10 protein-coding genes are annotated in these 15322 nt (G+C 65.1%); 7 read left to right on the top strand and 3 right to left on the bottom strand.

Features of this window, described 5'->3' with window-relative positions; all coding sequences use genetic code 11:
* Position 1: 1 nt before the first annotated feature.
* The 3 genes from FS665_RS20990 (at position 2) to aldA (ending at position 4498) form a co-directional block, all read left to right on the top strand.
* Positions 2-676 (top strand): TraX family protein, encoded by a 675-nt coding sequence (locus tag FS665_RS20990; protein WP_145192920.1) that lies wholly within the window; start codon positions 2-4, stop codon positions 674-676.
* A gap of 212 nt (positions 677-888) precedes the next feature.
* Positions 889-3057 carry a PQQ-dependent dehydrogenase, methanol/ethanol family gene (locus FS665_RS20985; protein ID WP_145192918.1) on the top strand — a complete coding sequence of 723 codons (2169 nt, stop codon included), beginning with the start codon at positions 889-891 and terminating at the stop codon, positions 3055-3057.
* Between the two features lie 7 nt (positions 3058-3064).
* Positions 3065-4498: an aldehyde dehydrogenase gene (gene aldA, locus FS665_RS20980; protein ID WP_145192916.1), complete on the top strand. Its 1434-nt coding sequence runs from the start codon at positions 3065-3067 to the stop codon at positions 4496-4498.
* A 78-nt stretch (positions 4499-4576) separates the two neighbouring features.
* Here aldA and FS665_RS20975 read toward each other — a convergent pair whose 3' ends face one another.
* The 3 genes from FS665_RS20975 to FS665_RS20965 all read right to left on the bottom strand — a co-directional run bounded on the left by FS665_RS20975 (position 4577) and on the right by FS665_RS20965 (position 9526).
* Positions 4577-6478, bottom strand: a complete 1902-nt coding sequence (locus FS665_RS20975) for a sigma-54-dependent Fis family transcriptional regulator (protein ID WP_145192914.1) — start codon at positions 6476-6478, stop codon at positions 4577-4579.
* 61 nt (positions 6479-6539) lie between these two features.
* Positions 6540-8060 (bottom strand): FAD-dependent oxidoreductase, encoded by a 1521-nt coding sequence (locus tag FS665_RS20970; RefSeq protein WP_145192912.1) that lies wholly within the window; start codon positions 8058-8060, stop codon positions 6540-6542.
* 137 nt (positions 8061-8197) lie between these two features.
* The gene (locus tag FS665_RS20965) at positions 8198-9526 is read right to left on the bottom strand and encodes an MFS transporter (protein ID WP_145192910.1); all 1329 of its coding nucleotides are present in this window, start codon (positions 9524-9526) and stop codon (positions 8198-8200) included.
* Between the two features lie 164 nt (positions 9527-9690).
* Here FS665_RS20965 and FS665_RS20960 point away from each other — a divergent pair, with 164 nt between their 5' ends.
* The 4 genes from FS665_RS20960 (at position 9691) to FS665_RS20945 (ending at position 15317) form a co-directional block, all read left to right on the top strand.
* Complete coding sequence (locus FS665_RS20960; protein ID WP_145192908.1) at positions 9691-10788, top strand: sugar diacid recognition domain-containing protein; 1098 nt, start codon at positions 9691-9693, stop codon at positions 10786-10788.
* Between the two features lie 109 nt (positions 10789-10897).
* On the top strand, positions 10898-12040 hold the full coding sequence (locus FS665_RS20955; protein WP_145192906.1) for a glycerate kinase: 1143 nt from the start codon (positions 10898-10900) through the stop codon (positions 12038-12040).
* A 248-nt stretch (positions 12041-12288) separates the two neighbouring features.
* Entirely contained in the window at positions 12289-13605 is a 1317-nt protein-coding gene (locus FS665_RS20950) for an AMP-binding protein (protein WP_145192904.1), read from the top strand.
* Positions 13602-15317, top strand: coding sequence for a prenyltransferase/squalene oxidase repeat-containing protein (locus tag FS665_RS20945; protein WP_145192902.1), 1716 nt, complete (start codon positions 13602-13604; stop codon positions 15315-15317). Before FS665_RS20950 ends, FS665_RS20945 begins: the two co-directional genes overlap by 4 nt.
* Positions 15318-15322: the final 5 nt, after the last annotated feature.

Here is a 15322-nt window from a genome sequence, read left to right as displayed (position 1 = left end):
CGTGCGCTCGGCAGGCCTGGACCTGGTCAAATGGGTGGCGATGGCGACCATGGTCGTCGATCATCTGCGCTACCTGTGGCCGCAGGCGCATGGCTTATTCATCGTCGGGCGTTTGGCGTTCCCGTTGTTCTGCCTGGCGATGGCGGTCAACGTGGCGCGCGCCAGCGCTTTGAAGCCGCATTATCTGGGTTGGATGATTGCCTTCGCCGTGCTGTCTGAAGCCCCCTATCGCTGGCTGGACGCTGACTCCCAGACCTTCAACATCATGCCGACACTCGCCTTGGGGCTGCTGGTCGCCTGGGGCGTGCGATACCGTGGGGGCTGGATGCACCTGGCCGGCCTTGGCGCAGTCGCTCTGGCGGCGCTGTACCACCAGCGGCTGATGTATGGCCTGCCCGGTGTACTGCTGCCCGCCGCTTGCCTGTTGGCCCTGCAGCGGGGTGGACCGGCCTGGCTTTTGCCGTGCTTACTGGCGATAGGTGGCAACCTGACCAACAGTTGGCTGCGCGACCATCTGCTGGCGCCGATCAGCCTGATCACCCTGAGTGCGGCGGCGCTGGCCATTGGCGTCGGCCGCCTGCTGCTGCGCGTCGAGCATAGCCCACTGCCGGCAGTGCGGCGCTGGGGCTACCTGTTCTACCCGGCCCACCTGGGGCTGATCGCCCTGTTCGCCTAGCCCGTCAATTGCACAGTGGCACAGGTGTGTCATAGGCACGCCCAGCTGTGTCATCGCTGCCGCACTGCCAGGGGCCGCAAGGGTTGCCCACTGTCTGACCGCAAGCTCTAGCACGTGGCCTACACGGGTGACCGTCAGGGCTGGCACGGGCGTTGCTCTGTAGCTTGCAGACGTCCACTGCGGCGTCGCCATAACAAGAACGGAGAATCAGCATGAACCGATCCGGCCCGCACCGCCTTGCCTCACGCTGCCTGGCCTTGGTCCTGGTGTGCAGTGCGCCTGCTTTCGCCGCGCAGGTCGACGGCCAGCGCATCATCGACGCCGACAAGGAACCCGGCAACTGGATGAGCCATGGCCGCACCTATGACGAACAACGCTTCAGCCCCCTCAAAGCCATCGATCAAAACAACGTCAATCAGCTGGGGCTGGCCTGGAGCTACAAGCTCGACCTCGACCGTGGCGTCGAAGCCACGCCCATCGTGGTCGATGGCGTGATGTACACCACCGGGCCATTCTCGGTGGTGTATGCCCTGGATGCGCGCAACGGCAAGTTGCTGTGGAAATACGACCCGCATTCGGACCGCAACCGCGCCGGTGAGGCGTGCTGCGACGCGGTCAATCGCGGGGTCGCCGTGTGGCAGGGCAAGGTCTACGTCGGCGTGCTGGATGGGCGGCTGGAAGCCGTGGACGCCAAGACCGGTCAGCGCGTCTGGTCAGTCGATACCCGCGATGACCACAACCGCAGCTACACCATCACCGGGGCCCCGCGGGTGGTCAACGGCAAGGTGATCATCGGCAACGGCGGTGCCGAGTTCGGTGTAAGGGGCTATGTCACCGCCTATGACGCCGAAACCGGCAAGCAGGCCTGGCGCTTCTTCACCGTGCCGGGCGATCCGAAGTTGCCGCCAGAAGACAAGGCCATGGCGATTGCCAGCAAGACCTGGCACGGCGATGCCTACGTGCAATGGGGCGGCGGCGGCACCGCGTGGGACTCGTTCGCCTATGACCCGGACCTGAACCTGCTGTACATCGGCGTCGGCAACGGTTCGATGTGGGACCCCAAATGGCGCAGCCAGGCCAAGGGCGACAACCTGTTCCTGTCGTCGATCGTTGCGGTGAATGCCGACACCGGCGAGTACGCCTGGCATTACCAGACCACCCCCGGCGACGCCTGGGACTTCACCGCCACCCAGCACATGATCCTCGCCGAACTGCCCATCGACGGCAAACCGCGCAAGGTATTGATGCAGGCGCCCAAGAACGGCTTTTTCTATGTGCTCGACCGCGCCACCGGCGAGTTGCTGTCGGCCAAGAACATCGTTCCGGTGAACTGGGCCAAGGGCATCGACATGAAGACCGGCCGGCCCATCGTCGACGACGAAGCGGCGGCCTACTGGAAAGACGGCAAGCGCAAGTTGGTGACCCCGGCATTCTGGGGCTCGCACGATTGGCATCCAATGTCCTACAACCCGCAGACGGGACTGGTGTACATCCCGGCGCACATCATGTCGGCCTACTACGAGCACATCCCCGAGGCGCCCAAGCGCAATCCGTTCAAGAGCGTTTACCAATTGGGCCTGCGCACCGGGATGATGCCCGAAGGGCCCGATGGCTTGCTGGAAATGGCCAAGACCTGGTCGGGCAAGCTGATTGCCTGGGACCCGGTCAAACAGGCGCCGGCCTGGGAAGTGCCGTACATCACGATTTTCAATGGCGGCACCTTGAGCACTGCCGGCAACCTGGTGTTCGAGGGCAGCGCCGACGGCCGGGTAATCGCCTATGCCGCCGACTCGGGCAAGAAGCTATGGGAGTCGCCGGCGGCCAGCGGCGTGATGGCGGCGCCGATTACCTATTCGGTCGATGGCGAACAGTACGTGACCTTCATGGCCGGTTGGGGCGGGGCGTTTTCCACCTTCGCCGGGGCACTGTCGCTGCGCGCGGGGGTGCAGCCGTTCTCCCAGGTACTGACCTACAAGCTTGGCGGCACCGCTACCTTGCGTGAGCCGGCGCCTGCAGCCGGTGCCCCCGAGCCGCCGCCGCTCACTGCCGATGCGCAGACCGTCGCCGCCGGCGCCGAGCTGTACGACGGCAACTGCGCCCAATGCCATGGTATCCATGCGGTCAGCGGCGGTGTGTTGCCAGATCTGCGCAAACTCAGTGCGGACAAGCACCAGATGTTCCTCGGCATCCTGTATGGCGGTCGTGTCCCGGACGGCATGCCGTCGTTCGCCGACAATCTCAAGCCTGAGCAGGTCGAGCAGGTGCACCAGTACCTGATCAAGCGTGCCCACGACCTCAAGCGTGAGGGTGCGATCTGGCAGCAGTTCAGCGCCAAGCCCGCCATGCAGCCGCCATTGGCAGACAATCAGCCACAGGAGTGAAATGATCATGACCGATTCGGTATACCAGAACTTCATCGACAGCACCTTCGTCGCCAGTGAATCGCTGATCGAGGTGTACAACCCTGCCAATGGTCGGTTGCTCGGTCGTGTCCCGGAGTCGCCAGCCGAGCAAGTGGAGCGGGCCATCGATGCCGCTCGCCGGGCACAAAAGCGCTGGGCGGGCACACCTGCCATCGAACGTGCAGGCTACCTGCGGCAAATCGCGCTGAAGATCCGAGCCAATGCCGAGCGCCTGGCGCGCATCATCACGCAGGAAGGCGGCAAGGTGCCGGCCTTGGCCCAGGTGGAGGTCAACTTCACCGCCGACTACCTGGACTACATGGCCGAGTGGGCACGGCGCCTTGAGGGTGAGGTGCTGACCAGTGATCGCGCCGCCGAGCACATCTTCCTGATGCGCAAGCCGCTGGGCGTGGTGGCCGGGATCCTGCCGTGGAATTTCCCGTTCTTCCTGATCGCGCGCAAGATGGCGCCGGCGCTGCTGACCGGCAATACCATCGTGATCAAGCCCAGCGAAGAGACGCCGCTCAACTGCTATGAGTTCGCCAGGCTGGTGGCCGAAACCGACCTGCCCGCGGGGGTGTTCAACGTGCTCGGCGGTAAGGGGGCAAGCGTCGGTCATGGCCTGTCGAGCCATGCGGGGGTGGATCTGGTGAGTTTCACCGGGAGTGTTGGCACTGGCGCGCGGATCATGGCTGCGGCGGCGCCGAACATCACCAAGCTCAACCTCGAATTGGGCGGCAAGGCACCGGCGATCGTCCTGGCAGACGCTGACCTGGAGCTTGCGGTCAAGGCCATCGTCGCCTCGCGGGTCATCAACACTGGGCAGGTGTGCAACTGTGCCGAACGCGTCTACGTGCAGCGCGCGGTGGCCGACGCCTTCGTCGACAAGGTCGCCCAGGCCATGGCGGCGACCCGCTACGGCGACCCCTCGCTGCACGCCGACCTGGACATGGGGCCGCTGATCAACCAGGCAGGTTTGGACAAAGTAGCGCAGATGGTGCGCACGGCAGTGGGTCAAGGTGCGCAAGTGGTGACTGGCGGCCAGGTCGCCGACCTGGGGGCAGGCTTTCATTACCAGCCCACGGTGCTGGCCGGCTGCAAGACCGACATGGAGATCATGCGCAAGGAGATTTTCGGGCCGGTATTGCCGATCCAGGTGGTGGAAGATTTGGATGAGGCCATTGCCCTGGCCAATGACAGCGAATACGGGCTGACGTCTTCGCTGTACACCCGCGACCTGAACGCCGCCCTCAAAGCCTGTCGCGAGATCGACTTCGGCGAAACCTACATCAACCGGGAGAATTTCGAGGCCATGCAGGGCTTCCACGCCGGCGCACGCAAGTCCGGCGTCGGCGGCGCGGATGGCAAGCATGGCCTGTACGAGTACACCCGCACGCAGGTGGTTTACATACAAGGCTGAGTGTCGCGAGAAACCTCATAAGGCTGTGGTGAAAGCACAGAAAGCAGGTGGGGGCTTCGCCCCCATTTCGCGATGCAATCAACCCAGTAAATTCGGCTGAACGATCCCGTAGCGCTTCATCTTGCGGTACAAGGTCGAGCGTGAAATGCCGGCGGCCTCGGCAGCTGCGCTCATGTTCCAACGTTGACGCTGCAAGACTGCCAGCAAATGCTGCGCTTCTGTGTGTTCGACCTGCTGCTCCAGCGCCTGAGTCCTGGCGGCGGGCGCTGGTTGCAGCAGCTCCTCGGGCAGATCGGCCACCCCGATTTCATCCCCCTCGGCCAACGCCACCGCTTGACGCAACGCATTAAGCAACTGGCGCACGTTGCCCGGCCATGAATAACCCAGCAAGCGGTCGCGTGCTTCACTGCTCAGGCGCAGGGTGGGGGCGAGGCTCGCCAGCAGCTCCTCGATCAACTGGCGCTGGTCGCTGCGCTCGCGCAGGGCCGGCAAGTGCATGCGCAGGCCGCACAGGCGATAGTACAGGTCTTCGCGAAAACGCTTCTCGACGATCATTGTCGGCAGATCCTGATGGGTCGCCGAGATGACTTGAATATCCAGCGCCACCGGCGTTGCCGCCCCCAGGGGTAGCAGCTCGCGCTCGGCCAGTACGCGCAACAAGCGGGTCTGCAGATGCGCCGGCATGTCGCCGATTTCGTCGAGGAACAGGGTGCCGCCGTTGGCCTGCTCCAACTTGCCCTTCATGCCCTTGCGGTCGGCCCCGGTGAAGCTGCCTGGGCGATAGCCGAACAGTTCGCTCTCGATCAACGATTCGGGGATCGCGGCGCAATTGAGCGCTACGAAAGGCTTGGCGTGACGCTGGCTGGCCTGGTGCAAGGCGCGGGCGAACGCTTCCTTGCCGGTGCCGGTTTCGCCGCTGAGCAAAATGGCAATGTCCTTGTCGAGCACCTTGCGCAGGCGCTGCACGCCGTTCAGCAACTGCTCATCCTGGCCGGCCAGCTGTTGCAGCGCGGGGTGGTTGCTGCGCGCAGGTGCAGGCCGCAGCGCGGCGCTGGATCGATAGCCGCCCGGTACGCGCAGGCCCACCTCGAGCAATTGAGCGGCGTGCGGGCTGCGCAGTTGCACGCCCTGCGCGCCGCCACGGGTGAGATTGAGCAGGCGGTCGATATCGGCCGCCAGCAGCTGATCGATGTGTAGGCCCAGCAGCGGGCGCCCAGGGTAGGCAAGAAACGCGGCCCGATTGGCTCCGATCACCCGACCTGCTTCATCCAGCGCCAACAACTGCTCGGCAGCCAGGTCAGCAAAGTCGTCGCGGGGTTTCAACGCCAGCGTCAGGCGGTCGCGATAGCGCTGGCGGAAGTGGCTGTTTTCAATCAGCCGTGCATACAGGATCACCAGTTGCAGGGTCAGGTGCTGCGCCTGCTTGGGACCGTCGTTGTACAGGCAGGTCGCATTCAGGCAACCGAGCAACTGGTTATGGGCATCGAAAATCGGTGAGACCGAGCAGCTCAGGCGGGCATTGCTGGCGAGAAAATGCTCCTGGCGGTGGATGGTCAGCGCTTGTTGCGATGCCAGGGCGGTGCCGATGCCATTGGTGCCGGCGATGGACTCGTCCCAGCGCGCGCCGACGATCAGCCCGGAGCGGGTGTAACGCTGGGCATCGGCGGGCAGTCTGGCGTCCAGGGTCACGCCGTCAGCGTCACTGAGCAGCACGGCGAAGCCGGCATCGAGTACCCGGCGCGCCAGGCCACTTACGCCCTGACTGGCCGTTGCCAGGTAGGCCTCGTGCTGCGCCTGATGCTGGCGAAGCTCGGCCGCGCTCAGCACGTTATCGACAGGGCCGAGGTCTGGGCTCAGGTGATGCTGCTTGATGCTGCGAAACCATGATTCGGCGATCACCGTTTCCGGCATCAGCCCGCGATGGGCGAAGTGGCTGTCGACGAAGGCGGCCAGTTCACTGGCGCGAAGTGCGGCGGGCATGGGCGCTCCCGATGCTTGTTATTGATCTGGGAAAACCATAGCCGGTTTTTCTGCACCTTGGCTAACCAATCAACGCAAGCGCCTCATCCACCGACAATGGCCGTTTCAGGCGTTGCGACAGCACCGCCATGGCATCGGAGTAACCCATGGCGACCACAGCGCTGACCTGCGTGCCTGTGCATTGCACGGCGATGAAGTCGCCCTGTTCGGGCTCGCCGACGAACGCGATGCGGTCCCAGGCCTGCGCATGCCCCAGCACCTCGTAGGTTCGCCCATGCTGATAGGTCCAGAAGAACGGCACATCGTCATAGCGGCGCTGTTGGCCGAGCATGTTGGCGGCCGCGATCACCCCTTGCTGCTGGGCCAAGCGCCAGTGTTCGATACGTGTCGTCTGCCCGGCGTAAGGGAAACTGGCCAGATCACCGGCAGCCCAAAGCCCTGGGGCGGCCTGCATCTGGGCGTCGACTGGCACCGACTGGTCATCGGCCAGCGGCAGACCTTGAACGCAGGCCGTGGCAGGTTTCACGCCAGTGCCGAGCAGCACCAACGCGGTTGGCAATCGCTCACCGTTGGCCAGCAACACGCCTTCGACCTGACGATCACCCAGAATGCGCGCTACCTCGGTCGGGCCGTGCAGATGCACCCCCTTGCGCTCATGCAGGGTACGGATGCAGCGGGCGATGCGTTCGCCCAGTTGCTTGGCCAGAGGTAGCGGGTGTCGCGTCACCACATGCACCTTGGCGCCGTACTCATGCAGGGCCGAGGCAGCCTCAAGAGCAATGAATCCATCCCCGACGATGACCACCGGTTGCCCAGGCTCGGCTGCATCGAGCAGGCGCGCTGCGTCGTCACGTGAACGCAAGGTGAAGACGCCGGGCAAGTCCACGCCAGGCAATGGCGGTCGCAATGCCTTGCCGCCGGTGGCCAGTAGAGCCGCGTCATAGTCGATCCGCTGGCCGTCTGACAGGGTGATCTGGCGCTTCTTCACATCCAGGGTGCGCACCTTGCCGAGCTTGCGCTCGAGCCGCCCTTTGCGCAACTGCTCGGCCTCCAGCAAAGCCGGCACTTCATCAGGCGGCAAGTGTCCAGCGATCACGAATTTACTGAGCGAGGTACGGTCGTAGGCCGGCTGTCGCTCCTGATCGAGCCAGATCAGCCGGCCACCGAAGCCGTCATCGAGCAGGGTTGCCACAGCAGCAGAACCGGCAGCGCCGGCACCGATCACCACGAACGTGCGGGCGTCGCTGTGGCGTGGCGGCTCACTGCGCGGCAATGGCCGGTCATCGACCCACACCTGCGCATCCTTGACCCAGGCCCGGTACCGGCGCAGGTCGATGAGCGCCGGAGGTTCGCACACGGCGCCCTCGTCGATGGCGAATGCCGCCTTGTGCCACGGGCAGACCAGCAAGCCGCTACACACAACACCTTCTTCCAGCGGTGCTCCGGCATGCGGGCAGTTGGCCTGGAAGGCGTGCACCAACTGGCCTTGGCGCACCAGGATCATTTCTTCATTGCCAGCCTGCACCCGTAGCGGGCGGTGCGGATCGAGTTGGTCGAGACGGGCCACGGCGTATTCGGTCACAGGGCTTCTCCACAGGGGGCCTTTGCAACCTTTGATGGCGGGACAACGCGAGGGGTGCGTCGAGCTGACGATCGGTGCCAGCGCGGCGAGGGCGCTCGCCGACAAGCCCGCGTCCAGGGGCTTGCCGACGACTCGGCTTAGTGACTGTGCGCGTTGCGCAGCGCACCTGCGCGGGTAGCGCGCAGCGCCACCAGACTGCCGACCACGATCAACGCGGCCAGGGCATAGAGCGCAGCATCTGTAGACCCGGTCTGGTCCTTGATGAACCCGACCAGGTACGGGCTGAGGAAGCCAGCCATCTGGCCTACCGAGTTGATCAGTGCCAGGCCTGCCACCGCTGCGCTGGCGCTGAGCAAGGCGGTCGGCATGGGCCAGAACATCGGCAGGCCGGTGAGCGCGCCCATGGTGGCAATCGACAGCCCGACAATGGCGACACTCGGCGTGGCGGCGAAGTTGACGGCGATCAGCAAGCCCACCGCGCCCATCAGCATGGGCACCACCAGGTGCCAGCGGCGTTCGTTGCGCAGGTCGGCCGAGCGCCCGCAAAGGATCATGAACACCCCGGCCAGCAGGTAGGGAATAGCGCTCAACCAACCGATCAACAGCGGATTGTCGAAGCCCATGTTCTTGATGATCGACGGCAACCAGAAGTTGATTGCGTAAACGCCGCTCTGGATACAGAAGTAGATGAAGCCGAACGTCCAGATCAGCGGATTGCGCAGCACCGCCAGCACGCTGTCACCGCGGGTCACCGGTTTGCTCGCTGCATCGGCTTGCAGGTCGGCAGCGATCACCTGCCGCTCGGCGGGGCTGAGGAAGGTTGCGGTCTGGTACCCGTCGCTGAGCAGCTTGATCGCCAGTACGCCCAGGGCCACGGTGGGCAGGCCCTGGATGAGGAACATCCACTGCCACCCGGCCAGGCCATGTTGGCCAGCGGCGAAATGCTCGAGGATCCAGCCGGAGAACGGTCCGCCCAGCAGCCCGGAAACCGGAATGGCCGACATGAACAGGGCCATGATGCGACCGCGGCGGTCGGAAGGGAACCAGCGCGAGAGGTACAGCACCACACCAGGGAAGAACCCGGCCTCGGCCGCGCCGGTCAGCAGGCGCAGGGTGTAGAACTCGGTCGGCGTGGTAACGAACAGCAGGCAGGTCGACAGGCTACCCCAGGCGATCATCATCGCCGCGATCCAGCGTCGCGGGCCGAAACGGTTGAGCGCCAGGTTGCTTGGCAGGCCGCAGAGCACGTAGCCGATGAAGAAAATACCGGCACCGAGCCCATACACGGTTTCGCTGAACTGCAATGCATCGAGCATCTGCAGCTTGGCAAAGCCCACGTTGACGCGGTCCAGGTAGTTGAACAGGTAGCAGATGAAAATGAACGGAATCAGCCGCAGGGTGACGCGCCGGTACAGCGCGTTGCGGGTGCTATCGGTGCCTTGGTCAGGGGCAGGGCTGTGTGCCATGATCGAGATCTCTTTTGTTATGGTTGTCACCGCGTCGCCTGTGCCGGCGCTCGCCCTGTTGAGTCTCGGGGAGTGCGACGCGCCTGTCTTTGTGCTTTTGCACAGCGTATCGTGCATGGCGCTGTGCTGCAGTACAAACCCCGCCCCGCATTAAGGATCGTCGTATGTTCGAACTGGACCATGACCTGGCACAGGAAATCGTCGCGCGGGCCATGGCCATTCTGCCCTGCAACGTCAACGTCATGGACAGCCAGGGGTTGATTCTGGGCAGTGGCGAGCCGGAGCGCATCAATACCCGTCATGAGGGCGCGCAGTTGGTCCTGGCCAATGGCCGGGTCGTGGAGCTGGACGTCGAGGCCGCCAAGTGCCTGAAGGGCGTGCAACCCGGCGTCAACCTGCCGCTGATGCTCGACGGGCGACTTTTGGGCGTGCTTGGCTTGACCGGCGATCCTCAGCAGCTGCGCACCTACGGCGAACTGCTGCGCATGACGGCGGAAATGCTCTTGGCGCAGCGCCATCTGCAAGTCGAACAGCAATGGCGGCGCCAGCGCTGCGATGACCTGCTGGCCTTGCTGCTGGGCGGCAGCGGCGATTCCCTGCGCTTGCTGGACGAAGCTCGGCAACTGGGCTTGAAACCACACCTGCCGCGGGTGCCCTGCTTGTTCGAGCTGCGCGCCGGGCCGCCGGCCGATGCCCTGTCGGCCTGGCTGCTGAGCCGCTACCCCGACAGTTGGTGCGTGAGCCCGGCGCGCGAGTCGTTGCTCTGGTGTCGACCGGCGGCGGTGGCGGTCGACGAGGCGCGCCTGATCGAACGTCTGCAACGCCACGGCTGGGCAGTCGAGCGTTTGGCGTCGGGACGAGTGGCGCAGAACCTTGAGCAATTGCGCAAGGGCTACCGCCGCGTACGCGACTTGCTCGCTTACGGCCGCGAGGTGCTGCCCGCACAGCAACTGCTCAGCCTCGAACGCTACCGTTTGCCGGCGTTGCTCTGGCGCCATCGCAACGATGACGCGCTGGACGAGCTGCTCGAACCGCTGCAGCGTATCCGCAGCAAAGACGCCAGCGGCCAGCTGCTCACGACGCTGCGCACCTGGTGCGCCCACGACGGTCAGAGCCAGGCATGCGCCGATGCGTTGGGCATCCACCGCAACAGCTTGCGTTATCGCCTGGAGCGCATCGCCGAGTTGAGCGAAGTCGATCCGTTGCGCCTGGAAGGCCTGCTCAGTCTGTACCTGGGCTTGCAACTGCTGCCGGCCGAGTAGACGCGGCACAGGCGTTTGCCCAAACAACGCCAGGGGCCTGTTGTGCATCCGACCGAGGTCGCTAGGCCTGGCAGCTGTCAGCATGCTGCCATCAGGACAGGAGAAGCCCATGAAAATCGTGATTGCCCCCGACTCGTTCAAGGACAGCCTCGACGCTGCAGGCGTGGCCCGCGCCATCGCGTCGGGCGTGGGTCAGGTCTGGCCTGCCGCGCAGACGCTCGAGTGCCCCATGGCCGATGGGGGTGAAGGCACCCTGCAGGCCATCGTCGCGGCCAGCCACGGCGAGCTGCGCTGGCAAACCGTGCGCGGGCCGTTGGGGCAGGGTGTCCAAGCTGCCTGGGGATGGCTGGCCAGCAGCCGCACTGCGGTGATCGAAATGGCCCAGGCCAGTGGCATCCAGCTGCTGCCTCAGGCCCAGCGCGACGCCTGTCGCAGCAGCACCTGGGGCACCGGGGAACTGATCGCCTCGGCCCTGGCTGCCGGTGCCCAGCGCATCGTCCTGGCAATCGGCGGCAGCGCCACCAACGACGGCGGCAGCGGCATGCTGCGCGCCCTGGGCCTGCGCTTGCTGGACGCCGACGGCCAGCCGCTGGAGGAGGGTGGTCTGGCCCTGGCAGCACTGGCCCACCTGGATGCCAGCGACCTGGATCCACGCTTGGCCGAAGTGCAGGTGGAAGTGGCCGCCGATGTCGATAACCCGCTGTGCGGTGCCAATGGCGCCTCGGCGGTATTCGGTCCGCAGAAGGGCGCCAGCGCCGAGCAGGTGCTGGCGCTGGACCAGGCGCTGGGCCATTTTGCCGATCACTGCGCCCGCTGCCTGGGCGAGGACTGGCGTGACCTGCCCGGCTGCGGGGCTGCCGGCGGCATGGGCTTTGCGGCCAAGGCGTTCATGTCGGCGCGTTTTCGCCCAGGTGTGGAGGTGGTCGCGGAATTGGCTGGTCTCGACGCGCTGGTGCAGGGCGCCGACCTGGTAATCACCGGCGAAGGCCGTTTCGACGCACAGACCCTGCGCGGCAAGACGCCCCTGGGGGTCGCACGCGTGGCCAAGCGACACGGGGTACCGGTAATCGTCCTCGCCGGCATGCTAGGCGAAGGGTATCAACAGCTGTATGCACAGGGTATCGATGCTGCTTTTGCCGTAGTCAGCGGGCCCATGACCCTGGAATTGGCCTGCGCCAACGCCTCCCAGCTATTACAGGACCGTGCGGCAGATATCGCCCGGCTTTGGCAATGCGCGATGGCAAAACCTTGATGGCTATTGGCTGTCATTCGCCAGCCGCCTCGGGCTCGGTGGGAAAATTCCTTCAATTGGCATGCGCGACCGCATTACGCGAGTTTGTCGCTATCTGCAAGGCAAAACGTCTCACTACACAATCCGTTTAGGCCTCTATACGTAGCGAATAATACCTTGGAGCTATCACGGGCCCTCTGAAATAAGTATTTTACCGGGCCCGACCGTCTCGCCACTCTTCTGCGCTGTCTAAACAAGAGGGCGGGGCGATGTTGATTCACGGCGACAAGGATTTCGGCCTGCTGAAGGCTGCCGAGCAGGAACTTCAGCAGCAGGCGGGGCTCATCCCCGACGCCGACTTTTACCAACGCAAGTTGCAAGCAGTGTGGAACCGGGCGCAGCACAGTTGCCACTATGCAGGCATCGGCCACTACAGCTTCGATGCATTTCAAAACCTGGCAATCACGCCGAAGGCCGTCCTGAAGAGCCAGCCGCTGGCGTTCTGTACGGCGGCATTGGACGAAGCTGCCAGGTACTACGCCACCACTGGCACCACCGGCGTACCCACGCCGACGCCGCGCTTGAAGCAGGACATTCTGTGGAACGTCGTGAGTGTCGCCGGCCATTGGCAGGCGGTGCTGCGTCTTGGCGCGCGGGTAGCCAACCTGATGCCTTCGGATATCGTTCCCGTCGGCGACCTGATCGCCAATGTCTGCGATTATCTGGATGTCTCCCATGTCCGGGCCTATCCGTTCACCACCGGTATCAGCGACTGGGAGCGGCTGTGCAACCTGTTCGAGACCTATCGACCCAGCGTGCTGTTCATCGCCCCTGGGGTGCTGGTGCAACTGACGCGCTACCTCAAGCAACGCGACGTGCTGCAGCGCTACGCAGGCTCGGTGCAGGCAATCATGTTGCTGGGGGAGGTCAATACCCAGCCGCTGCGCCAACGCCTGGCCCAGTGGTGGCAGTGCGACGTGTTCGACGCCAGCTATGGCAGCACCGAAACCGGTACGCTGGCGGCGACCGGTGAGGACCGGCAGATGCGCCTGGCCACAGCCACGAATTACTTCGAACTGTTGTTGCCCGACGGCCGCCTGGTCACGCCGACCGAGGGCTTGACTGGCCGGCTGGTGGTCACGCCGCTGAACCTCTACGCCCGGCCGCTGTTGCGCCTGGACACCGGCGACAGCGTGAGCATTACCGGCCCGTGGCAGCCAGGTGCGCTCAGCCCGACCGTGTCGGTCAACGGCCGGGACAGCGACAGTGTGCAGGTCGCCGGGGTCGAACTGGCAATCCGCGCGGTCGAGGATGTGGTGTACGGCGCGTGCGATGCCACCGGCTACGTCATCGAAGTGGACCGCGAGCGTGACAGCGCCTCGTTGATCCTGGAACGCGATGTGATCTGGGATACCGACCAGGAAGCGCAGTTGCAACAACAGCTGCTGGCGCGGTGCGAGCAGTCGATGGGGCTGCGCCTGGCGCGCATCGTGTTCGTCAACAACCTCTCCGCGCTGAACAAGAGCGGCGCCTCGCAAAAAAGCTGGAAGAAGACCAACCTGCGCTTTGTCGGTGGCCAGTCATGATCGTCCCGCGCTTCCCGCAGGGTCAAGGCCTGGGCAATGCTCAGCCGGACCTCTGGTGCACGTACGCCGCGATCCGCACCTTGGCATGGCTCGAACGCCTCGACACGGCCGACGTCGCTGGCGTGCAGGGTTACATCCAGTCGCGGCGCAACCGCGACGGTGGCTTCGCCTGGAGCAAGGGCATGGCCTCCGATGCCTGGGCTACCTTTTATTGCACGCAAACCCTCGCCGACCTTGGCATCGAACTGATGCAGCCAGAGCAGACCGCCGAGTGGCTGCATACCCTGTTCGACGGTAACGCCTATGCCATGTGCCCTGGACAAGCCGCCGATGCCTGGGCCAGCCACTATGCGCTGCGCACCTTGATCGAGGTGTGCAATGGCCAGGTGCGCGAACATGCCCCGTTGTACGCCTGGCTCGAAGGCTTGCAGTGCGCCAATGGCGGGCTCAGCTGGTCGGCCGACTTTGCCTTGCGCAACGTGGCCGACACGCGCGCCTGTTTCTATGGCGTGATGGCCGCGCGGGTGCTGGTACGTCAGGGCCTGCCAGCACCGCGCTGGGACCAGGCGCGCTTGATCGCCTGGTTGCAAGCGCAGCAGTCGAGCGAGGGTGGCTTTCGCTTCAGCGAGGCAGCGCAGGTACCCTGCCTGTGGGCCACCTACCGCGCCACGGCAAGCCTGGCGGCCTTGCAGGCAGGGCCTCGCGAACCTGAGCAATGTGCGAGATGGGTCGATAGCTTGCGGGGGCCAAGCGGTGCCTATGTGCGCTGGGCCGGGTATGACGGCGAGGATGTCTGGGCGGCCTTCTGTGCAGTGGGCACGCTCAAGGCCCTGGGCGAGTCGGTGACCCGCGTGGCTGAACCGGTGGCGGCCTTTCTCGGCAGCCTGGCGATGCCACAGGGTGGCTACAGCTATCGCCAGGTGGCGACCGCCGCCGATGTACTGACCACAGCCGCTGCGCTGCTGGGCGACGAGTTGGCCGAGCCACAGCGCGCGGCTGCCTTGCGCTGGATCGAGGGCTGCCAGATGCCCAACGAACCGGGAATCATGTACATGCCCGGCCGCGGTGCCGAAGTGCGCTGCACCAACTGGGGCTTGGCGGCGGGCGCATTCACCGAGCAGGCGGCGCCGCGCGCGGCGATCGGCCAGTGGCTGGCCACGCTGCAAAATCCTGACGGTGGTTTTGGCTTCTGGGAGGGGCGCGGGTCGGACATGGTGTCCACGGCCTCGGCGGTATCGATCGTGCGTCAGCTCGGGATCGAGACGCGTGTCGACATGGCCGCCATCGAGGCATTCATCGACAGGTGCCGGCAAGGCCGGCAACACGCCTCGTATCCAGGTGGCGAACCCTCCCTGCGCGCGGGGCTGCAGGCCCTGGGCTGTCTGGCCCACTTGGGTCACGCGGTGAACCAGGCGGCGACCGAGCTACTGGCCGCGCACCAGGTGCGCCAGGGTGGTTTTGCCAACCAGGGGCAGCGCATTCCCGATCTGCTCAGTACCTACCAGGCGGTGGCCCTGGCGGTGCAGCTCGGCCTGCCGGTGGACGCTGCGCGCCTGCGGTTTTTCCTCGACAAGGTCCGTGGGCCGGCCGGCTATGCCTGGTCGCCGCTGTTCCTGCAGGGGCTGGACGCCCTGTCCACGTGCCTGGGCCGGCTGCTCCAGGCCTATGCCGATGGCCAGCGTGACAGCCTGCCCACCTTGCACCTTTCCTGAGAATT

The sequence above is a fragment of the Pseudomonas sp. URMO17WK12:I11 genome (assembly GCF_007677725.1).
Classification (GTDB): domain Bacteria; phylum Pseudomonadota; class Gammaproteobacteria; order Pseudomonadales; family Pseudomonadaceae; genus Aquipseudomonas.
The sequence above is the reverse complement of the archived record's forward strand: the minus strand, read 5'-3'. Positions and strand labels throughout refer to the sequence as shown.

Bases quoted from the DNA above. Each gene is read 5' to 3' on its own strand.
- FS665_RS20950 (WP_145192904.1), top strand. From the start codon at position 12,289: ATGTTGATTCACGGCGACAAGGATTTCGGCCTGCTGAAGGCTGCCGAG.
- FS665_RS20945 (WP_145192902.1), top strand. From the start codon at position 13,602: ATGATCGTCCCGCGCTTCCCGCAGGGTCAAGGCCTGGGCAATGCTCAG.
- aldA (WP_145192916.1), top strand. From the start codon at position 3,065: ATGACCGATTCGGTATACCAGAACTTCATCGACAGCACCTTCGTCGCC.
- FS665_RS20985 (WP_145192918.1), top strand. From the start codon at position 889: ATGAACCGATCCGGCCCGCACCGCCTTGCCTCACGCTGCCTGGCCTTG.
- FS665_RS20955 (WP_145192906.1), top strand. From the start codon at position 10,898: ATGAAAATCGTGATTGCCCCCGACTCGTTCAAGGACAGCCTCGACGCT.
- FS665_RS20975 (WP_145192914.1), bottom strand. From the start codon at position 6,478: ATGCCCGCCGCACTTCGCGCCAGTGAACTGGCCGCCTTCGTCGACAGC.
- FS665_RS20960 (WP_145192908.1), top strand. From the start codon at position 9,691: ATGTTCGAACTGGACCATGACCTGGCACAGGAAATCGTCGCGCGGGCC.
- FS665_RS20965 (WP_145192910.1), bottom strand. From the start codon at position 9,526: ATGGCACACAGCCCTGCCCCTGACCAAGGCACCGATAGCACCCGCAAC.